The following is a 15,843-nucleotide window of genomic DNA, read 5'->3' on the forward strand; positions in this document are numbered from 1 at the left end:
GCTTAGACCTCCCGTTTAAATTGGCGAATAAAATTAACAAGCAAGGCAAGTGCAATAATGCCCAACGCTGCAAGTAAGGGTAAATAAAACAAGGAGACTTGCGGGCGGAATGTTTGTTCATCACTGCTGATAGGCTCCAGTTTATCGAGCTCTTTATAGATTTGCTGAAGCCCTGCGACATCCTTCGCTCTAAAGTAGAGACCACCGGTTTGTTCTGCAATGCGTTTTAGTAAGCCTTCATCTAGATTACCACCACTCATTCCGCCCATGTTAAATAAGCTAAAACCGCGAGGGTTATCGGAACCTACGCCTATGGTGTAGACTTTTATTCCCTCTTCACGGGCAAGTAACAGCGCGTCATCAGGGTCAAGGTTGCCAGCAGTGTTTTGGCCATCTGTTAACAACACCACAATACGGTTACTTTCGTCTTTATTGGCAAACCGTTTTACCGACAGCCCTAAAGCATCACCAATCGCTGTGGCACGGCCAACTAACCCAATTTGGGCTTCGCTGAGCATTTGGCTTACTGTTTTTACATCGCGGGTTAGTGGGGTTTGTAAAAAGGCGGTATCACCAAATAAGATCAGTCCTAAGCGGTCGCCTTGGCGTTGCTCTATAAAGTCACTGAGTACCGCTTTTACCATGGTCAGTCGATCAACATATTGTCCTTGATACGCCATATCTTGCTCTGTCATTGAACCTGATAAATCAACTGCCAGCATGATATCGCGGCCTTCATTTGGTAAGGTAATTGGTTCATCAAGCCATGTTGGGTTGGCAATAGCGATAACCAAAAGCGCCCAAATTATCCACTCGATAATCGATACCTTGCGGCCGTGGTCTTGTACGGCTTGATTATTAAGGCCTAACTTAGCAAATCCAGGGATACGCAAACGCAAGTTACCTTGTTGCTTTAGCGGCTTTAAGCGGCTTAATAACCAAGGTAAAGGTATTAAAATAAAGCACCATGGCCAGCTAAACTCAAACATTAATAGACTCCTTGAGTTTAAAGTTATTGATGGCATGGCGTAATTTTACACCCAGCTCGGCATGGTTATTGTTTGGTTGATAAAGTTGCATTAATTCATCATAGCTAAAGGTGTCGCCGCTAAGCTGTGACAAACTCTGTGACCATTGTGCCACAGGCTGAGCAGCTAATTGTTCTGTGTAGTAGTGACGTGTTAAGCGTTTTAAAATGATATGCAGCGCTTGAACGTCGTCATCTTCGAGTGTGCGACTTAGTTCAATAGCCTGTTTTTTGGCTTTTTTAAATTGGTTATTTTTATATAACTGCACCAAGCCAATAATCAAAAGCACACAGACTATTGAGATTATTAGCCACCAAATAGGCGCAAGTGGCCACCACGCAACCTCTGCGGGTGCAATGACATCATGTAAGCCATCGAGCGGATTTGTTTGCATTGTTACTTTCTCACTAATTGCAGCTCAAGCGGTGTGGCTGCACTGAATGAAATTAAACTCAGCCCCGATTTCTGTAAGCGTTTTAGTCTTTGAGTAAAAGAGTGCTCGGCTGATTTTGCGAAGCGTTCACGGAATTGTTTGTCCATTAATGGTAGGGCTAAATCTTGGCCATTAGCAGACACGGTGACGGTTTGCTTAAATGCTGGCAGCTGATGCTCAAACGGGTCACTGATATGACAACCAATTAGTTCGCAGTGTCTACTGAGCATTTCAAGCTGTTTAAAGCTTGCTTCATCAAGAGCATTAAAGTCTGAGACAATATACACAAGGCTTCCTGGCTTTGCTAAGTGATTTAATCGTTTGAGATTATCGCTGAATAAGCTGGAAGCTGTTTTGTCGATATTGTTAAGTGCGTTGCTGTGAATATCGCATAAATTATGGCAAAGCTTTAATACTGCTTTTTCACGTGATGTAGGTTTTAGCTCATGATGGCTGTGTTGGTTGAACACCAAACCACCTATGCGGTCACCTCGTTGGCAGGCCGACCATGCTACCAGCGCACTGATATGCGCAGCTTGCACCGACTTTAATAATAACCGAGAGCCAAATAGCATCGAGTTTGAAAAGTCAGTAAAGACAAAAACAGGACGCTCTTTTTCTTCTTGAAACAGCTTTGTGTGGGTTTCGCCAGTACGTGCTGTTACACGCCAGTCGATAGAGCGTATATCATCACCAGCTTGGTAATGGCGCACTTCGGCAAATTCCATCCCACGCCCCTTATGAGGCGCAAGATATTGCCCAGCTAAGCTGTTTTTGATTTTTACTTTGGGCGCAAGTTCAAGCAAGCGAGCCTTAGCTTTGTAATACATCAACTCTTTGAGTGATAAATTAACGCCTTGACTATGACTTGCAGCTAACCACGCCGCTGTATCAAATTGGCTCGACATAGTTTATGGCACTGCAACCAATTCTAGGATGCGACTGATAACGTCATCCTTACTAATACCATCGGCTTGGGCTTCGTAGCTTAAAATGATGCGATGACGTAACACATTGTGAAGAACCGCTTGGATATCATCGGGGGCAACAAAGTCGCGACCTTCAAGCCATGCATGTGCACGGGCACATTTATCAAGCGCGATTGTGGCACGCGGACTGGCACCGTATTCAATCCAGCGGCCAAGTTGTTCATCAAGTTCTGATGCTTCACGGGTTGCAACAATTAATTGCACTAAGTACTTTTCAAGCGGTTCAGCAAGGTATAAGCCTAAAATTGCTTTTCGGGCGGCAAATAATTCGCTTTGGCTAATTTGCTCTGTACTCGCTTGTTTATCAGAAATTGCTTCGCCACGCGTCAGACGCAAAATATCAAGCTCATGCTCAGCGCCCGGGTAATCAATGCTTAAGTGTAATAAAAAGCGGTCTAGTTGTGCTTCTGGCAGAGGGTAAGTCCCTTCTTGCTCTAATGGGTTTTGCGTTGCCATCACCATAAACAAGTCTGACAACGGGTAAGTGTTCTTGCCAACGGTTACTTGGCGTTCTGCCATCGCTTCGAGCAATGCAGACTGCACTTTTGCAGGAGCACGGTTAATTTCATCAGCCAAAATCAGGTTATGGAATAACGGCCCTTTTTCAAAGACGAATTCGCTTGTTTGCTGACGATAGATATCGGTGCCTGTGACATCTGCTGGTAACAAGTCAGGGGTAAATTGAACCCGTTGGAAACTGCCTTCAACGCCTTTAGCTAGCGCGTTAACAGCACGCGTTTTAGCAAGTCCTGGCGGGCCCTCAACCAATAAATGACCATCCGCTAAAATAGCGATTAACAGTGCTTGAGTTAATTGAGGTTGGCCGATAATTTGCGTGTCTAAGTATGATTTTAATTGTGAAAATGCGTTAACTGCCATAATAAAAAGACTGTCCTAAAAGCGTGAGTCAAAGTTCATTTTTGTGAAGCGCCAATAAACACTATTCAGTGCCGATAAATTATCCAAGCGATACTGTGATTGGGGCGCTATCAACAAGTTATAAGGATTCAAAAGTCATAACACAAGTGTTAGACAGAAAATCCTAAAATAGTTCGTTATTTTTTAAGGATTTTTAGCCTAGCATATAAATGGTGCTATTTTTTGTAAATAGGTCGAAAAAAGCCTATGGTTGGTAACTTACTATTGGCATTCATACACGGGTTGTTTTAGAATCAGGAAAAACAAACAGGTCAGACCTGTCAGCGGGAGAGCATAAATGTCTGAGCAAAACATACTTAAAACAGCAAAGGGCGATCGTATCGCTATCGTTAGCGGCTTACGAACGCCATTCGCAAAACAAGCCACAGCATTCCATCATGTACCAGCCCTTGATATGGGCAAGTTAGTTGTCAACGAAATGCTTGAGCGCCTTAACTTCGATAAATCTGAAATTGATCAATTGGTATTTGGGCAAGTAGTGCAAATGCCAGAAGCCCCTAATATTGCCCGCGAAATAGTGCTTGGTACCGGTATGCCTGTCTCTGTTGATGCGTATTCGGTATCACGTGCGTGTGCAACAAGTTTCCAAGCAATTGCCAACGTAGCCGAGTCAATTATGGCGGGGTCTGTGCAGGTTGGTATTGCTGGCGGTGCTGATTCATCGTCTGTATTACCAATCGGTGTGAGCAAAAAATTAGCGGGCAGCTTAGTTGATTTAAACAAGGCGCGTACGTTCGGGCAGCGTTTAAAAATATTCTCTAAATTGCGTTTAAAAGACTTAATGCCGGTACCGCCAGCCGTTGCGGAATACTCTACAGGTTTATCTATGGGTCAAACAGCTGAGCAAATGGCTAAAACGCATAACATTAGCCGTGCTGACCAAGATGCACTTGCGCACCGTTCACACACGCTTGCGAGCCAAGCATGGGCCGACGGTAAATTAAAAGACGAAGTGATGACGGCACACGTTGCACCGTATAAGAGCTTCATCGAGCAAGATAACAATATTCGTCATAACTCAAGTATTGAAGGTTACGCTAAATTAAAACCAGCCTTCGATCGCCAACACGGTTCAGTGACGGCGGCAAACTCAACGCCATTAACTGATGGGGCCGCTGCGGTGCTTATGATGAGCGAAAGCAAAGCAAAAGCACTGGGTTACAATATTTTAGGCTATGTCCGTAGCTTTGCGTTTTCGGCAATCGGTGTGCACGAAGACATGCTTATGGGCCCAGCCCATTCAACACCCATCGCGCTTGACCGTGCGGGCATCACATTAGCTGATTTAGATTTAATTGAAATGCACGAAGCATTTGCAGCGCAAACACTGGCAAATATGAAAATGTTTGCATCAGATAAGTTTGCCCAAGAAAAGCTGGGTCGCAGCAAAGCGATCGGCGAAATTAACATGGACAAGTTCAATGTGTTAGGTGGCTCACTTGCTTACGGTCACCCATTTGCGGCAACAGGTGCGCGCCTGATCACGCAAAGCTTACATGAACTTAATCGTCGCGGTGGCGGCCTTGCTTTAACGACTGCCTGTGCAGCGGGTGGCTTAGGTGCAGCCTTTGTATTGGAGAGTGCGTAATGACAGATTCAGTATTTAGTTTATCGGTAGGTGATGACGGTGTTGGCGTTGTGACAATTGATGTGCCGGGTGAAAAAATGAACACCCTGCGCAGTAGTTTCGCAGAAGATTTAAAAACACTATTAAAAGACGCACAACAACAAGCTGTTAAAGGCATGGTATTTATTAGTGGTAAAAGCGATAACTTTATTGCCGGTGCCGACATTAAAATGCTTGATAGTGCAAACAGTCGTGAAGATGCATTAGCGCTGAGCGAGATGTGTCAGCAAGCGTTTTTCGATATGAAAAAACTACCATTCCCAACAGTCAGTGCCATTCATGGTGCGGCGCTTGGTGGGGGATTAGAGTTTGCATTAGCGTGTGATTATCGTGTCTGTTCAGACAGCGACATCACGAAGCTGGGTTTACCCGAAGTACAACTAGGCTTATTACCTGGGGGTGGGGGTACTCAGCGCTTACCTAAATTAGTTGGCCTGCAAAAAGCGCTCGAATGGATGCTAACAGGTAAACAAGTACGTGCAAAACAAGCGAAAAAAACAGGCTTGGTAAATGATTGTGTTCCGCACAGTGTATTACTTGAAGTTGCAAAAGAGTTTGCCCTTAAAGGGAAAGCGAAAGTAAGCAAGCCTAAATTAGACCGTTTGAGCCAATTGTTAGAGTCAAACCCGTTTGGCCGCAATATTATTTTCAAAAAAGCCCAAGAAAATGTGCTTAAGAAAACAGGCGGTCATTACCCTGCGCCTTTAGCAATTATTAAAGCCGTGCGTGCGAGTGTTGAACTTGATCAATTAAAAGCATACAAAACAGAAGCAGAAGGCTTTGCAACGCTTGTTATGAGCGACGAGTCTAAAGCGTTGCGTGGTATTTTCTTTGCAACCACTGAAATGAAAAAAGAGTGGCGTAATGATGACGCACCAGCCATTAGTAAAGCCGCAGTTCTTGGCGGTGGATTGATGGGCGCGGGTATTGCCCACGTAAGTGCTGTTAAAGCGGGTGTGCCTGTGCGTATTAAAGATGTGGCTGAAAAGGGCATTAGTAATGCAATGAACTACAGCTACAAGATTTTAGACAAAAAGCAAAAGCGCCGTATTTTATCAAAAGCCGAGCTGCAACAAACCATGAGCCGTATTACAGGCACGACAGATTACAGCGGCTTTAAACACATTGATATTGTTATTGAAGCTGTGTTTGAAGATTTGGCACTTAAGCAAGGTATGGTGGCCGATGTTGAGCGTGAGTGCCAAGACACCACGATTTTTGCAAGTAATACATCGTCATTACCGATTGCACACATTGCCGCTAATGCTGCACGCCCAGAGAATGTAATTGGATTGCACTACTTCTCACCTGTAGAAAAAATGCCATTGGTTGAAATAATTCCTCACGCTGGCACGTCTGAAGACACCATTGCGCGCGTTGTTAATTTTGCTCGTAAGCAAGGTAAAACGCCGATTGTGGTGAAAGACATGGCGGGTTTTTACGTAAACCGTATTTTAGCGCCGTATGTAAACGAAGCGGCTAATTTACTGCTTGCGGGTGAACCTATTGAGAAGATTGACCAAGCGCTTGTTGAGTTTGGTTTCCCTGTGGGTCCATTAGCTTTACTTGATGAAGTTGGCATTGATATTGGCTCTAAAATTGCGCCAATTTTAGAAAAAGAATTGGGTGAGCGTTTTAAAGCCCCTGATGCCTTTAATCGTTTAATCGATTCTAAACGTTTAGGTCGTAAAACGGGACGTGGTTTTTATCTTTACGACAAGAAAGATAAAAAAGTGGATGAGTCAGTTTACGAGTTATTGGGTGTGACTCCTTCGCCACGTCTAAATAAAAGCGAAATAGCCAAACGCTGTGTGGCACAAATGCTAAATGAAGCGGTACGTTGTTTAGATGATGGCATTATTGCCAGCCCACGTGACGGGGATATTGGGGCTATTTTTGGTATCGGCTTCCCACCGTTCTTAGGCGGCCCATTTAGCTATATGGATAAGCTAGGGGCGGCGCAAGTGAGCTCTGAAATGGCAACATTTGCAAACTATAACCCTATTTTTACGCCATGCGATACATTAAAGGCAATGGCTGAGAATAAGGGGCGTTTTTATCAAAGTGCTGAAGAGTCTGTTGTTGAACAACAGGAATCACACCTAGACCCTGTCGAAGTAACGAAAGAAGTGGTTGAAGATGAGCAAGCCTCAGAAGAGCCAAATGCTGAAACAACTAAAAGTTAAGCTGCGTAGTTAACGAGTGACTTTATACTAAAAGCCCTGTTCCTATTGAACAGGGCTTTTTTGTTGCTGTATTGGCTATAAGTTGTATTTAAAGTAGGGGAGTGATTTGCTATAACAGACTTTATTTAGCAAACGACTAATCACCATGACTCTCACCACTGCGCGATTAACTTTAAGACCTTTAAATGCCGATGACTGGCCATTATTTTATGCATTACACAACGATATTGATGTGATTGAAAAGTGCTTTGATAAACCCTCTGAAGCACACGTACGCGCTAAGTTTAATGAACGCTTAAAGCCTTGGTCACCAGGTGGCAATACGCCGTTGTGTTTGGTGATAGTCGAAACCTGCACGGGCAAAGAAGTCGGGGTGACAGGGTTTACGTCATCCACTGTGCCAAATAGCCAAGAAGTAGGCTATTTGCTACTGCCAAACTTTCATGGCCGTGGCTATGCCACTGAGTCATTAAAAGCGGTGCTTGATTATGCTATTCGCGAACACCGCGTTTGTGAATTTAAAGCCGTGGTCACTGAGGGCAATGTCGGTTCAGAAAAAGTGCTGGAGAAATGTGGTTTTCAGTTAATTGAAAAACAGCCTGATGCTTATATGATAGGGGGTATTTTGTATACCGATCATCATTTTTACTTGAATCGCACTGATCACACCCTGTGATCAGTGCTGATGTAACTAGCGAAGAGGTTAAAGGTGCATCTCAATCGCTTTTCTGTCTTTTTCAGGCATGTTTGCGACCACTAGATTAAACGAATTATCAATCATACGTTCAATCTCCCCTTGTGGTACTGTGCCATCTAAAATAACGGTATTCCATAAACGTTTATTCATGTGATAACCCGGGACCACGGATGGGAAAATATCTCGCAATGCTTGGGCTTCATCAGGATCGCATTTTAAATTTAACCACCAAACAAGGTTACCTTCATCGTCAATTTGGCCTTCTTTTCCCTCTACGAGAGTGGCAAACATTTTATGGTTAACCTTATAAACATCGACATCTTGGCCAAATGGTTGGGTGATCATCACCAATGGCTTTTTCATTAAATATTCGTGTACTGTGTGTTGATTCATGATCCAATCCTTGAAGTCATTTTTCGTAGTTATAAACATAGCAGAATTTTTAAGTTTGGAGATATCTATTTTTATAATTTGCTGAAAACTAGGATAAATAATGCGGGTGATGGAAAACTGCAAATTTTTATTGAACAAAAGCCATTACGTGGTAAATTTCTGTCATCAAAAAACGATAGGAATACACCCATGCCTAAGGCAAGTGAAGTAAAAAAAGGCGCAGCGATTGAATACAATGGCCGTGTTTTAGTAGTAAAAGATATCCAGCGTTCTGTGCCGCAAGGTCGAGCTGGTGGTAGCTTATACCGTATGCGTTTATACGATGTTGTTACTGGCGGTAAAGTCGATGAGACGTTTAAAGACAGTGACATGTTAAAGCTTGCTGATTTGACGCGTCGTGAAGCAATGTTTTCTTATATTGATGGCGAAGAATATGTGTTCATGGACAATGAAGATTACACGCCTTATAACCTTAATAAAGACGCAATTAGCGAAGAAATTTTATTCGTTAACGAAGAAACACAAGGTGTGCATGTCATTGTGATTGATGGCGCGCCTGTTGGTATCGATTTACCTTCAAGTGTAGAACTTGTTGTTGAAGAAACTGACCCTTCGATTAAAGGTGCCTCTGCGAGTGCACGCTCGAAGCCTGCGCGTTTAACTACTGGGTTAACGATTCAAGTACCAGAGCACATTTCAACGGGCGATCGTATTCGTATTAATACTGCTGAACATAAGTTTATGGGTCGAGCAGAAAAATAATTATCAGATCATCTGTAAAAGCCGACGTTATGTCGGCTTTTTTGTTAAGTTAAAATTAGGGCTAAGTTCACTTTAAACATCAGCCTATGTTCCTTTTTTTAGGCTAAAAGGCATTGAAAAAAGACAGGAAAACGCGCATCATGGTTTACTTAACTTATTGCTTTTTAAGGTTCTGCCCTAATAAGCAAAGACGATAATAACGACTAGTAGTAGATTGCATGTTAAACCACGGATTGGAAAACAGAGAGTACATTAAACTCCCAGAAGGTGTTGATATTGCTATAACACCAGCAGGTGTTGTGGCGCGTAGTTACGCTTATATTATCGATCTTATTATTCGTGGCTTGATCCTGCTTGCCATAGCAACGCTCTTTTCTTTTTTTGGAGACGCAGGCGAAGGCCTTGTTCTTATTGCCTACTTTCTTATATCTTGGGGATACAACATCCTTTTTGAAATGGAAAATGGTCAGACCCCCGGTAAAAAACGCCTCAAAATACGTGTAGTACAAGACAACGGTTTGCCAGCGAGCTTTTCGCAAATAGTGGTACGCAACTTATTACGTCCTGCTGATATGCTGCCTATTGGTTATTTTTTAGGACTCATCGTGATGATGTTTAATACGCGATTCAAACGGATCGGCGATTGGGCAGCAGGCACCTTAGTTATTTATGATGATGAGCTGCAAGAGCGCCCATTACTGCCTAAAGGTGATGTGAGCATTCCTGCTGTCAGCTTGACGACCGAAGAGCAATTAGCGGTGCTTGCTTTTGCTGAACGACACAATGAGTTATCCGCTGCCAGACACCTGGAGATTGCCACTATACTTGCTGAGCCTTTAGCCAGTAATGAAACCGATATTGAGGAGCAATTAGCCAGTTATGCCCGTTATTTTGCTGGGCAACTACACGATAATCATGACCACTCACACGTGGAGAGTCAGCAATGAAACAAACCCAATTTGTAAAATCGAACACACAAAGCTGGGATGAATTCAAAGCGTTATGTGAAATGGAACGTTCAGAGTCGTTGCCCATTCATTTTCCAAATCTGTATCGCAAGATCTGTAATGATTTAGCCATCGCTCAAAGCCGTCAATACAGCCCCATACTCGTTGAACAAATAAATCGTTTAGTGCAGTTAGGCCAAAAACGTTTGTATTTGTCTCGTAGCAATCAGTTTTCTGAGCTATGGCATGTCGCACGAACAGCGTTTCCTCGGGCTCTGTATGAAAACCGTGTGATGTTAGCTGTTAATTTGCTGGCTTTTTGGGGCTTAGCTTTAATTGCCTTTATTTGGGTAAGACTGGACCCAGATGCAGCGTATACTTTTCTAGGGCAAGGTACGTTGCTAAACATAGAAAAAATGTATGACCCAAGTGGAAGTGTGCAATCTGCTGAGCGGGGAGCATCACAAGATTTATTAATGTTTGGGGTGTATATCTACAACAATATAGGGATCGCATTTCAAATGTTTGCAGGGGGAGTGTTGTTTTGTGTAGGAGCTGCATTTTTCTTGTTATTCAACAGTTTTTATTTCGGGGCCATTGCCGCACATATTGTAAATGTTGGGTTTGAAGGACCGTTTTTCTCGTTTGTTATCACCCATGGCTCTTTTGAACTGACAGCGATTATCATTGCCTCTGCAGCAGGGTGCCGAATTGGCTACGCACTCCTTAACCCTGGCCAATTCACGCGTGCTTATGCCATAAAACAAGCCGCACAAAAAGCTTTGCCCTTAATTGTAGGGGCCTTTTTAATGCTGGTGATAGCTGCTTTTATAGAAGCGTTTTGGTCCCCGCGCGATATTGCGAATGAAATAAAATATACAGTGGGCAGTGGGTGTTGGGCGTATGTGCTGTATCGTCTCTATAAGGGAATGCGTTATGGAGCTTAATCGCCTGAGTTTTAACCCTCGTAAACGTGATGCTTACGAAACCTTTGATTTAACAGTGTTATTAGTTAAATCGCACTTTTTTTCTTTGTTTTTTATGTATTTATGCATGGCCTTACCACTATTTATAATTGTGGGCGTGTTACTTAATTGGAGCTGGAGTGCCTTTTTAATATGGTGGCTTAAACCTTTATTCGAGCGCCCGATACTCGATTACATGTCAAAGGCGGTTTTTAATCAACCGGTCTCGATTACCCACAGTTTAAAGTCGTTAAAGCAATTAAAGTTGGCAGAGATGCTAGTGCATTTAAGTGTCTTAAGGTTCAGTCCTAATCGTGCTTTCTTGGCGCCAGTTGAACAACTAGAGCAACTGTCTAAAGAACGAAAAGCGAAGCGTAAACAGCTGTTGTTCGCTTCAACAAAACCCAAACAAACACTTTGGATGCTATTTTGTGTCCACTTTGAATTTATTTTGTTGATGGGGTTTTCTGCATTAACGATTGCATTAGTGCCGTATTCATTTACTGCTGAAGAAGCGATGTATCAGATTTTTGAGGCCCCTGAGTGGTTAGAAATTGCCTTTAATGCTTTATATATAGTAAGTATTGCACTCGTTGCGCCTTTATTTGTCACGGGGGGCTTTTTAGCTTATTTACATCGTCGAGTTGAGCTTGAAGGGTGGGATATTGAGCTTGCTTTTAAAAATATTCGCGCACGTCTAAGCGGTGTATTGTGTTCACTGGCACTGCTTTTCTTATCCAGTGTTACTATTGCTCCGTCTGCCAGTTACGCCGATGAAATTGATAAACAACAGGTAAAAGAGCAAGTCACAGCGCTTTATAATGAACCTAATGTGATAGAGACAGAAACAACGTGGACGCCTATTTTTGAACCCAAAAAAGCCTCATCGAGTGACTTATCATGGTTATTTAATATTTTTGAAGCCATAGGGCAGGTTTTTGGTGTATTGGGATGGGTGTTAGTGGCGTTATTAGTCATTTGGTTAGTCTATTACTTAATGAAAAAACGCGGCTTTTTTGCCAATTTAAGCCTGCCTGAACGTGCCAGACATAAAGAGGAGCCCGTGATCCCCAGTTTGTTTGCTGAAATTAAAGCACAGGATTTACCTACAGATTTAATTGCCTCGGCATTGCGTTGTTTTAATGCAGGGCAACACCGTTTAGCGCTGGCTTATTTGTTACATTACTCGCTTAGTTGGGCGCAGCAGCAACATCAAGTGAGATTACATCGCTCAATGACTGAGCGTGAATGTAAGCGTGCGATAGATGCCAAAGTACCGACGCATATACACGATATTTTTACGCGCTTGTTTACAGCGTGGGTGAGTGTTGCTTGGGGGCACCAAACACCCGATCTTGATTTTATTGCTCTTACAGAGGAAATAAAAACAATGACAGCCAGCAAGGAGGAAAGTACTCATGAAGCTTAAATATGTACTGATTGCTGGTTTGGTATTGCTTGGTTTTATTATTGTTGCGGGGGTTGCGTCGCTGGAGTGGGAGAAAAAAGAATTCGAAATAGGTTTTCACTCTGACGTGGCTAAAGATAATTTCACCATGGCGCAGCGATTGTTAAACGCAAATGGCATTAAATGGCTTAAAGATAAACACCTTGCTGCACATGCCGATAGCGAACAAATACGCATTGACCCACACACTATTTTAATTGTCGATGAAGCGGTGCTTGCCGATTCGTATCAATTAGATCAGCAGCTCGCTGAATGGGTGGCTGAAGGTGGGCGATTGGTGTATGTATTAAATCGACAGCGCGATGAGTTGGCACTTGATAATACATTGTTTTTTAATCAACTAGGGATCACCGTTTCAGCGAAAGACAGTGCCTTTGACTATGACTTTGCAATGCTTAAAGAAGGGTCTAAAAACAGCACCTTGGCTATAAATGAAGACACCGTGTTAGCGCTTGAACTAAGCCGTGCATTTACGATTGAACATTGCCCAGGTGTCAGCACAAACACAGAACAGGGCGATACTGTTATGTGTGACCTCGCTTTTGGGCAAGGCCGCGTTATTGTAATGCCGTCATTGGCACCATTTACAAACTATCGATTACGCCACCTTGACCATGGCAGCCTCCTACTTTGGCTTAGCAAAGGGGCTGATAAAGTGACGTATGTTCCTTATTTAACATACCCTAATTGGCTGGCAAAAATATGGCACTGGAGCTGGCAGTTTGTTGTGAGCCTTTTATTATTGGTAGTGTTTACAGTGTGGCATATCAGTAGTCGAATTGGTCGAGCCTATGCCCCTGACTTCGAGATTAAAACCAGTTTTAATGCGCATATTCGTGCGGTGGCTAATTTCTACATGCAACACGGACACGAAGCGTATTTATGGACAGCGCTTCGTAAAGACTTTAATGCCAAAGTAGAGATGCGAGTACCCAATTTTAAAATGTTAAGTGATGATAAACAGGCACAAATTATTGCTAATTTAACGCACTTCGACAAACAACAAGTGACTCAGCTGCTTGTAAGTGAATTACCCACATCACGCGAGCAACGATTAGAATATATCAAACGATTTAAACAATTAAGGAATGCATTATGAGCACGGAACTGGAAAATAAACGCATGAGCTTGATAGATGCAGCGGAGGCTGTAAAACAAGTAAAGCAAAACATTTCACGTGTCCTCGTTGGTCAAGATGCCATTGTTGAAGATGTGCTAACCGTTTTATTTGCAGGTGGTCACGTACTGCTTGAAGGTGTGCCAGGGCTTGGCAAAACGTTACTGGTTAGGGCATTGGCAAAAAGCTTAAACGTGGATTTTTCGCGCGTACAGTTTACGCCTGATTTAATGCCATCAGATGTTGTTGGTCATAGCTTATATGATATGAAGTCGGGTGAATTCAATATTAAAAAAGGACCCGCCTTTACCAATATTTTATTGGCAGACGAAATTAACCGTGCACCCGCAAAAACCCAGTCCTCATTACTTGAAGTGATGCAGGAGCAACAAATAACGATTGATGGTGAATCGCTTTCTATCGATTCTCCTTTTATGGTTTTAGCAACACAAAACCCGCTCGATCAAGAAGGGACTTACCCGTTGCCTGAAGCGGAATTAGACCGATTTATGATGAAAGTTGAATTGGGTTTTCCTTCGCATGAAGCGGAAGTGGAGTTGTTAAAACTTAACACCAAAGTGGTGTCGAATGAATCAACGGTTGAGCAACTGCCAGCAGTACTTGATGCCGCGCGTATTAGTGAAATTAAGCAGCTATGTGCAGATAGGCTAGTTGACGAAAAAATTCTTAATTATGCTGTCGATATTGTTCGTAATTCACGAACTTGGCAAGGTGTATTGCACGGCGCAGGTTTACGAGCATCAATAAACCTGATTAAGGCTGCAAAAGTAATCGCATTGATGAATGGGCGCGATTTTGTGATCCCAGATGATGTAAAATCAGTCGCCCCTAATATTTTAAGACACCGTTTGATCTTATCGGCCGATTTAGAGTTAGAAGGGGTGTCGTACGACGAAGTTATCAATGCCATATTAGCCAGTGTTGAAGCACCTCGCTCATGATTCGAATTAAGCTTAGACCTGCCAAACGCCTTGTTTTACTGCTATGTGCAGTTGTGCTGATGGTGCTTGTCTGTGCTATAGCTGAGCTTGGAAGCGTAATAATGACGGCGTTATTATTGGTGCCTGTCGTGATTACATGGATTGACTTAATGGCGTCAAAGTCGCAGCCGCTGTTATCAACAGAATTGTCGACGAGCCAAAATATGGCATTGTATCGTTGGCAGCCAGTTCAGCTTACTATCAATAACACCGCTAAGCAGCCCCAGCTTCTCGATGCTAGCCTGCATTTAAGTCAGGCCATAGAGCTTGCTGAGCCGCAACAGACGGTATTTTTAACAGCGATGCAGCAAGCACAGCTGAGCTTTAATATTCGTGCTCATAAACGCGGTGACGCTGACATAACCGCTATTGAGCTCAGAGTTGGCTCGTCTTTTGGGCTGTGGCAATCTAGCTGGTTAGTCAAGCAAGAGACTCGGTTAAAAGTGTACCCTGATTTTAGTCGTGTAACCTCAAAGCAACACCTTAATGGCGTAACCAATAAGCCAATTAATGGCTTAAAGTTAACCAAAAAGCGGGGTGAAGGTATTGAGTTTCATCAATTAAGGGAATACCGGCAAGGTGATAGTGTTAGGCAAATTGACTGGCAAGCGACCAGTAAACGTCGTAAATTAATTTCTCGTGAATACCAAGAAGAGCAGAATCAGCATGTGATTGTGATGCTTGATGCATCTAAAAAAATGGCGATTGAAGCAAACGAAGGCACTCACTTTGATCATGCATTAAATGCACTTTTATTGCTCGCTCACACCGTTTTAAAACAAGGTGACTGGTTCAGTATGCAAAGTTTCAATCAAGCCTTGCGTTGGTTACCAGATATTAAAGGGGCGCAGAATGTCTCGCGGGTGATGAATCATTTTTATGATTTATACCCCGATAATAGCAGCAGTGACTATTTAGTCGCGGTTAATCAACTTATTGCTAAGCGAACTAAACGCTCTTTAGTGCTCTTGGTGACAACGTTAGATGAGCAGAGTATTGATGAATTGCTCCCAGCCATAAAAATGCTGCAAAAGCACCACCTTGTAGCGCTTATCAATATAAATAACCGTGCAGTGGCTGAGGTACTCGATGAGCCAATCGAGAAGTATGAAGATGCAACTAGTTATTGTGCGGCACTTGCTTTACTTAATGCACACAAAGCCAATATGGCAAAGCTTAAAAAGCAAGGTGTCATCGCTATTGATTGTAAGCCTACGCAACTACTGCCACATGTGTTGAATACGTATTTAAATGTGAAGCACTCAGGTGCTCTCTAGCAGGTAATAAAAAA

15 protein-coding genes are annotated in these 15,843 nt (G+C 43.0%); 10 read left to right on the forward strand and 5 right to left on the reverse strand.

The features are described from left to right. Positions 1 to 2: 2 nt before the first annotated feature. The 4 genes from D0907_RS05035 to D0907_RS05050 are packed head-to-tail and all read right to left on the reverse strand — an operon-like array spanning position 3 to position 3,329. Entirely contained in the window at positions 3 to 989 is a 987-nt protein-coding gene (locus tag D0907_RS05035; protein ID WP_118844100.1) for a vWA domain-containing protein, read from the reverse strand. Further along, positions 982 to 1,422, reverse strand: coding sequence for a DUF4381 domain-containing protein (locus D0907_RS05040; protein ID WP_118844101.1), 441 nt, complete (start codon positions 1,420 to 1,422; stop codon positions 982 to 984). Before D0907_RS05040 ends, D0907_RS05035 begins: the two co-directional genes overlap by 8 nt. A gap of 2 nt (positions 1,423 to 1,424) precedes the next feature. Beyond that, positions 1,425 to 2,369: a DUF58 domain-containing protein gene (locus tag D0907_RS05045; protein ID WP_036969983.1), complete on the reverse strand. Its 945-nt coding sequence runs from the start codon at positions 2,367 to 2,369 to the stop codon at positions 1,425 to 1,427. A 3-nt stretch (positions 2,370 to 2,372) separates the two neighbouring features. Then, a complete protein-coding gene (locus D0907_RS05050; protein WP_036969980.1) occupies positions 2,373 to 3,329 on the reverse strand; it encodes an AAA family ATPase in 957 nt (318 codons plus the stop codon). A 337-nt stretch (positions 3,330 to 3,666) separates the two neighbouring features. Between D0907_RS05050 and fadI the strand changes: the two genes are divergently transcribed. From fadI to D0907_RS05065, 3 genes are all read left to right on the forward strand, one after another. Beyond that, positions 3,667 to 4,977 carry an acetyl-CoA C-acyltransferase FadI gene (fadI, locus tag D0907_RS05055; RefSeq protein WP_036969977.1) on the forward strand — a complete coding sequence of 437 codons (1,311 nt, stop codon included), beginning with the start codon at positions 3,667 to 3,669 and terminating at the stop codon, positions 4,975 to 4,977. Further along, entirely contained in the window at positions 4,977 to 7,202 is a 2,226-nt protein-coding gene (gene fadJ / locus D0907_RS05060; RefSeq protein ID WP_065978771.1) for a fatty acid oxidation complex subunit alpha FadJ, read from the forward strand. Before fadI ends, fadJ begins: the two co-directional genes overlap by 1 nt. A 145-nt stretch (positions 7,203 to 7,347) precedes the next feature. Continuing rightward, positions 7,348 to 7,878, forward strand: coding sequence for a GNAT family N-acetyltransferase (locus D0907_RS05065; protein WP_036969973.1), 531 nt, complete (start codon positions 7,348 to 7,350; stop codon positions 7,876 to 7,878). Between the two features lie 27 nt (positions 7,879 to 7,905). Here D0907_RS05065 and D0907_RS05070 read toward each other — a convergent pair whose 3' ends face one another. Continuing rightward, a complete protein-coding gene (locus tag D0907_RS05070) occupies positions 7,906 to 8,292 on the reverse strand; it encodes an MmcQ/YjbR family DNA-binding protein (protein ID WP_118844102.1) in 387 nt (128 codons plus the stop codon). Between the two features lie 189 nt (positions 8,293 to 8,481). Here D0907_RS05070 and efpL point away from each other — a divergent pair, with 189 nt between their 5' ends. The 7 genes from efpL (at position 8,482) to D0907_RS05105 (ending at position 15,829) form a co-directional block, all read left to right on the forward strand. Then, a complete protein-coding gene (efpL, locus tag D0907_RS05075; RefSeq protein WP_036969970.1) occupies positions 8,482 to 9,054 on the forward strand; it encodes an elongation factor P-like protein EfpL in 573 nt (190 codons plus the stop codon). A gap of 218 nt (positions 9,055 to 9,272) precedes the next feature. Next, the gene (locus D0907_RS05080) at positions 9,273 to 10,001 is read left to right on the forward strand and encodes an RDD family protein (protein ID WP_118844103.1); all 729 of its coding nucleotides are present in this window, start codon (positions 9,273 to 9,275) and stop codon (positions 9,999 to 10,001) included. Further along, the gene (locus D0907_RS05085) at positions 9,998 to 10,948 is read left to right on the forward strand and encodes a stage II sporulation protein M (protein WP_074988657.1); all 951 of its coding nucleotides are present in this window, start codon (positions 9,998 to 10,000) and stop codon (positions 10,946 to 10,948) included. Before D0907_RS05080 ends, D0907_RS05085 begins: the two co-directional genes overlap by 4 nt. Next, on the forward strand, positions 10,938 to 12,395 hold the full coding sequence (locus D0907_RS05090; protein WP_118844104.1) for a hypothetical protein: 1,458 nt from the start codon (positions 10,938 to 10,940) through the stop codon (positions 12,393 to 12,395). The genes D0907_RS05085 and D0907_RS05090 overlap by 11 nt, the downstream gene beginning before the upstream one ends. Next, entirely contained in the window at positions 12,385 to 13,533 is a 1,149-nt protein-coding gene (locus tag D0907_RS05095) for a DUF4350 domain-containing protein (protein WP_118844105.1), read from the forward strand. Before D0907_RS05090 ends, D0907_RS05095 begins: the two co-directional genes overlap by 11 nt. Further along, positions 13,530 to 14,513, forward strand: a complete 984-nt coding sequence (locus D0907_RS05100) for an AAA family ATPase (protein WP_036969962.1) — start codon at positions 13,530 to 13,532, stop codon at positions 14,511 to 14,513. Before D0907_RS05095 ends, D0907_RS05100 begins: the two co-directional genes overlap by 4 nt. Further along, positions 14,510 to 15,829: a DUF58 domain-containing protein gene (locus tag D0907_RS05105; protein ID WP_118844106.1), complete on the forward strand. Its 1,320-nt coding sequence runs from the start codon at positions 14,510 to 14,512 to the stop codon at positions 15,827 to 15,829. The genes D0907_RS05100 and D0907_RS05105 overlap by 4 nt, the downstream gene beginning before the upstream one ends. Positions 15,830 to 15,843 lie beyond the last annotated feature (14 nt).

It is taken from the genome of Pseudoalteromonas lipolytica, from assembly GCF_003515105.1.
In the GTDB taxonomy this organism is placed as follows: domain Bacteria; phylum Pseudomonadota; class Gammaproteobacteria; order Enterobacterales; family Alteromonadaceae; genus Pseudoalteromonas; species Pseudoalteromonas lipolytica.

Excerpts from the sequence above, each read along its gene's own strand:
- D0907_RS05050 (WP_036969980.1), bottom strand. The coding sequence starts at position 3,329 with ATGGCAGTTAACGCATTTTCACAATTAAAATCATACTTAGACACGCAA.
- D0907_RS05100 (WP_036969962.1), top strand. The coding sequence starts at position 13,530 with ATGAGCACGGAACTGGAAAATAAACGCATGAGCTTGATAGATGCAGCG.
- D0907_RS05080 (WP_118844103.1), top strand. The coding sequence starts at position 9,273 with ATGTTAAACCACGGATTGGAAAACAGAGAGTACATTAAACTCCCAGAA.
- D0907_RS05065 (WP_036969973.1), top strand. The coding sequence starts at position 7,348 with ATGACTCTCACCACTGCGCGATTAACTTTAAGACCTTTAAATGCCGAT.
- D0907_RS05085 (WP_074988657.1), top strand. The coding sequence starts at position 9,998 with ATGAAACAAACCCAATTTGTAAAATCGAACACACAAAGCTGGGATGAA.
- D0907_RS05035 (WP_118844100.1), bottom strand. The coding sequence starts at position 989 with ATGTTTGAGTTTAGCTGGCCATGGTGCTTTATTTTAATACCTTTACCT.
- fadI (WP_036969977.1), top strand. The coding sequence starts at position 3,667 with ATGTCTGAGCAAAACATACTTAAAACAGCAAAGGGCGATCGTATCGCT.
- D0907_RS05095 (WP_118844105.1), top strand. The coding sequence starts at position 12,385 with ATGAAGCTTAAATATGTACTGATTGCTGGTTTGGTATTGCTTGGTTTT.
- D0907_RS05045 (WP_036969983.1), bottom strand. The coding sequence starts at position 2,369 with ATGTCGAGCCAATTTGATACAGCGGCGTGGTTAGCTGCAAGTCATAGT.
- D0907_RS05090 (WP_118844104.1), top strand. The coding sequence starts at position 10,938 with ATGGAGCTTAATCGCCTGAGTTTTAACCCTCGTAAACGTGATGCTTAC.
- efpL (WP_036969970.1), top strand. The coding sequence starts at position 8,482 with ATGCCTAAGGCAAGTGAAGTAAAAAAAGGCGCAGCGATTGAATACAAT.
- D0907_RS05105 (WP_118844106.1), top strand. The coding sequence starts at position 14,510 with ATGATTCGAATTAAGCTTAGACCTGCCAAACGCCTTGTTTTACTGCTA.
- D0907_RS05040 (WP_118844101.1), bottom strand. The coding sequence starts at position 1,422 with ATGCAAACAAATCCGCTCGATGGCTTACATGATGTCATTGCACCCGCA.
- D0907_RS05070 (WP_118844102.1), bottom strand. The coding sequence starts at position 8,292 with ATGAATCAACACACAGTACACGAATATTTAATGAAAAAGCCATTGGTG.
- fadJ (WP_065978771.1), top strand. The coding sequence starts at position 4,977 with ATGACAGATTCAGTATTTAGTTTATCGGTAGGTGATGACGGTGTTGGC.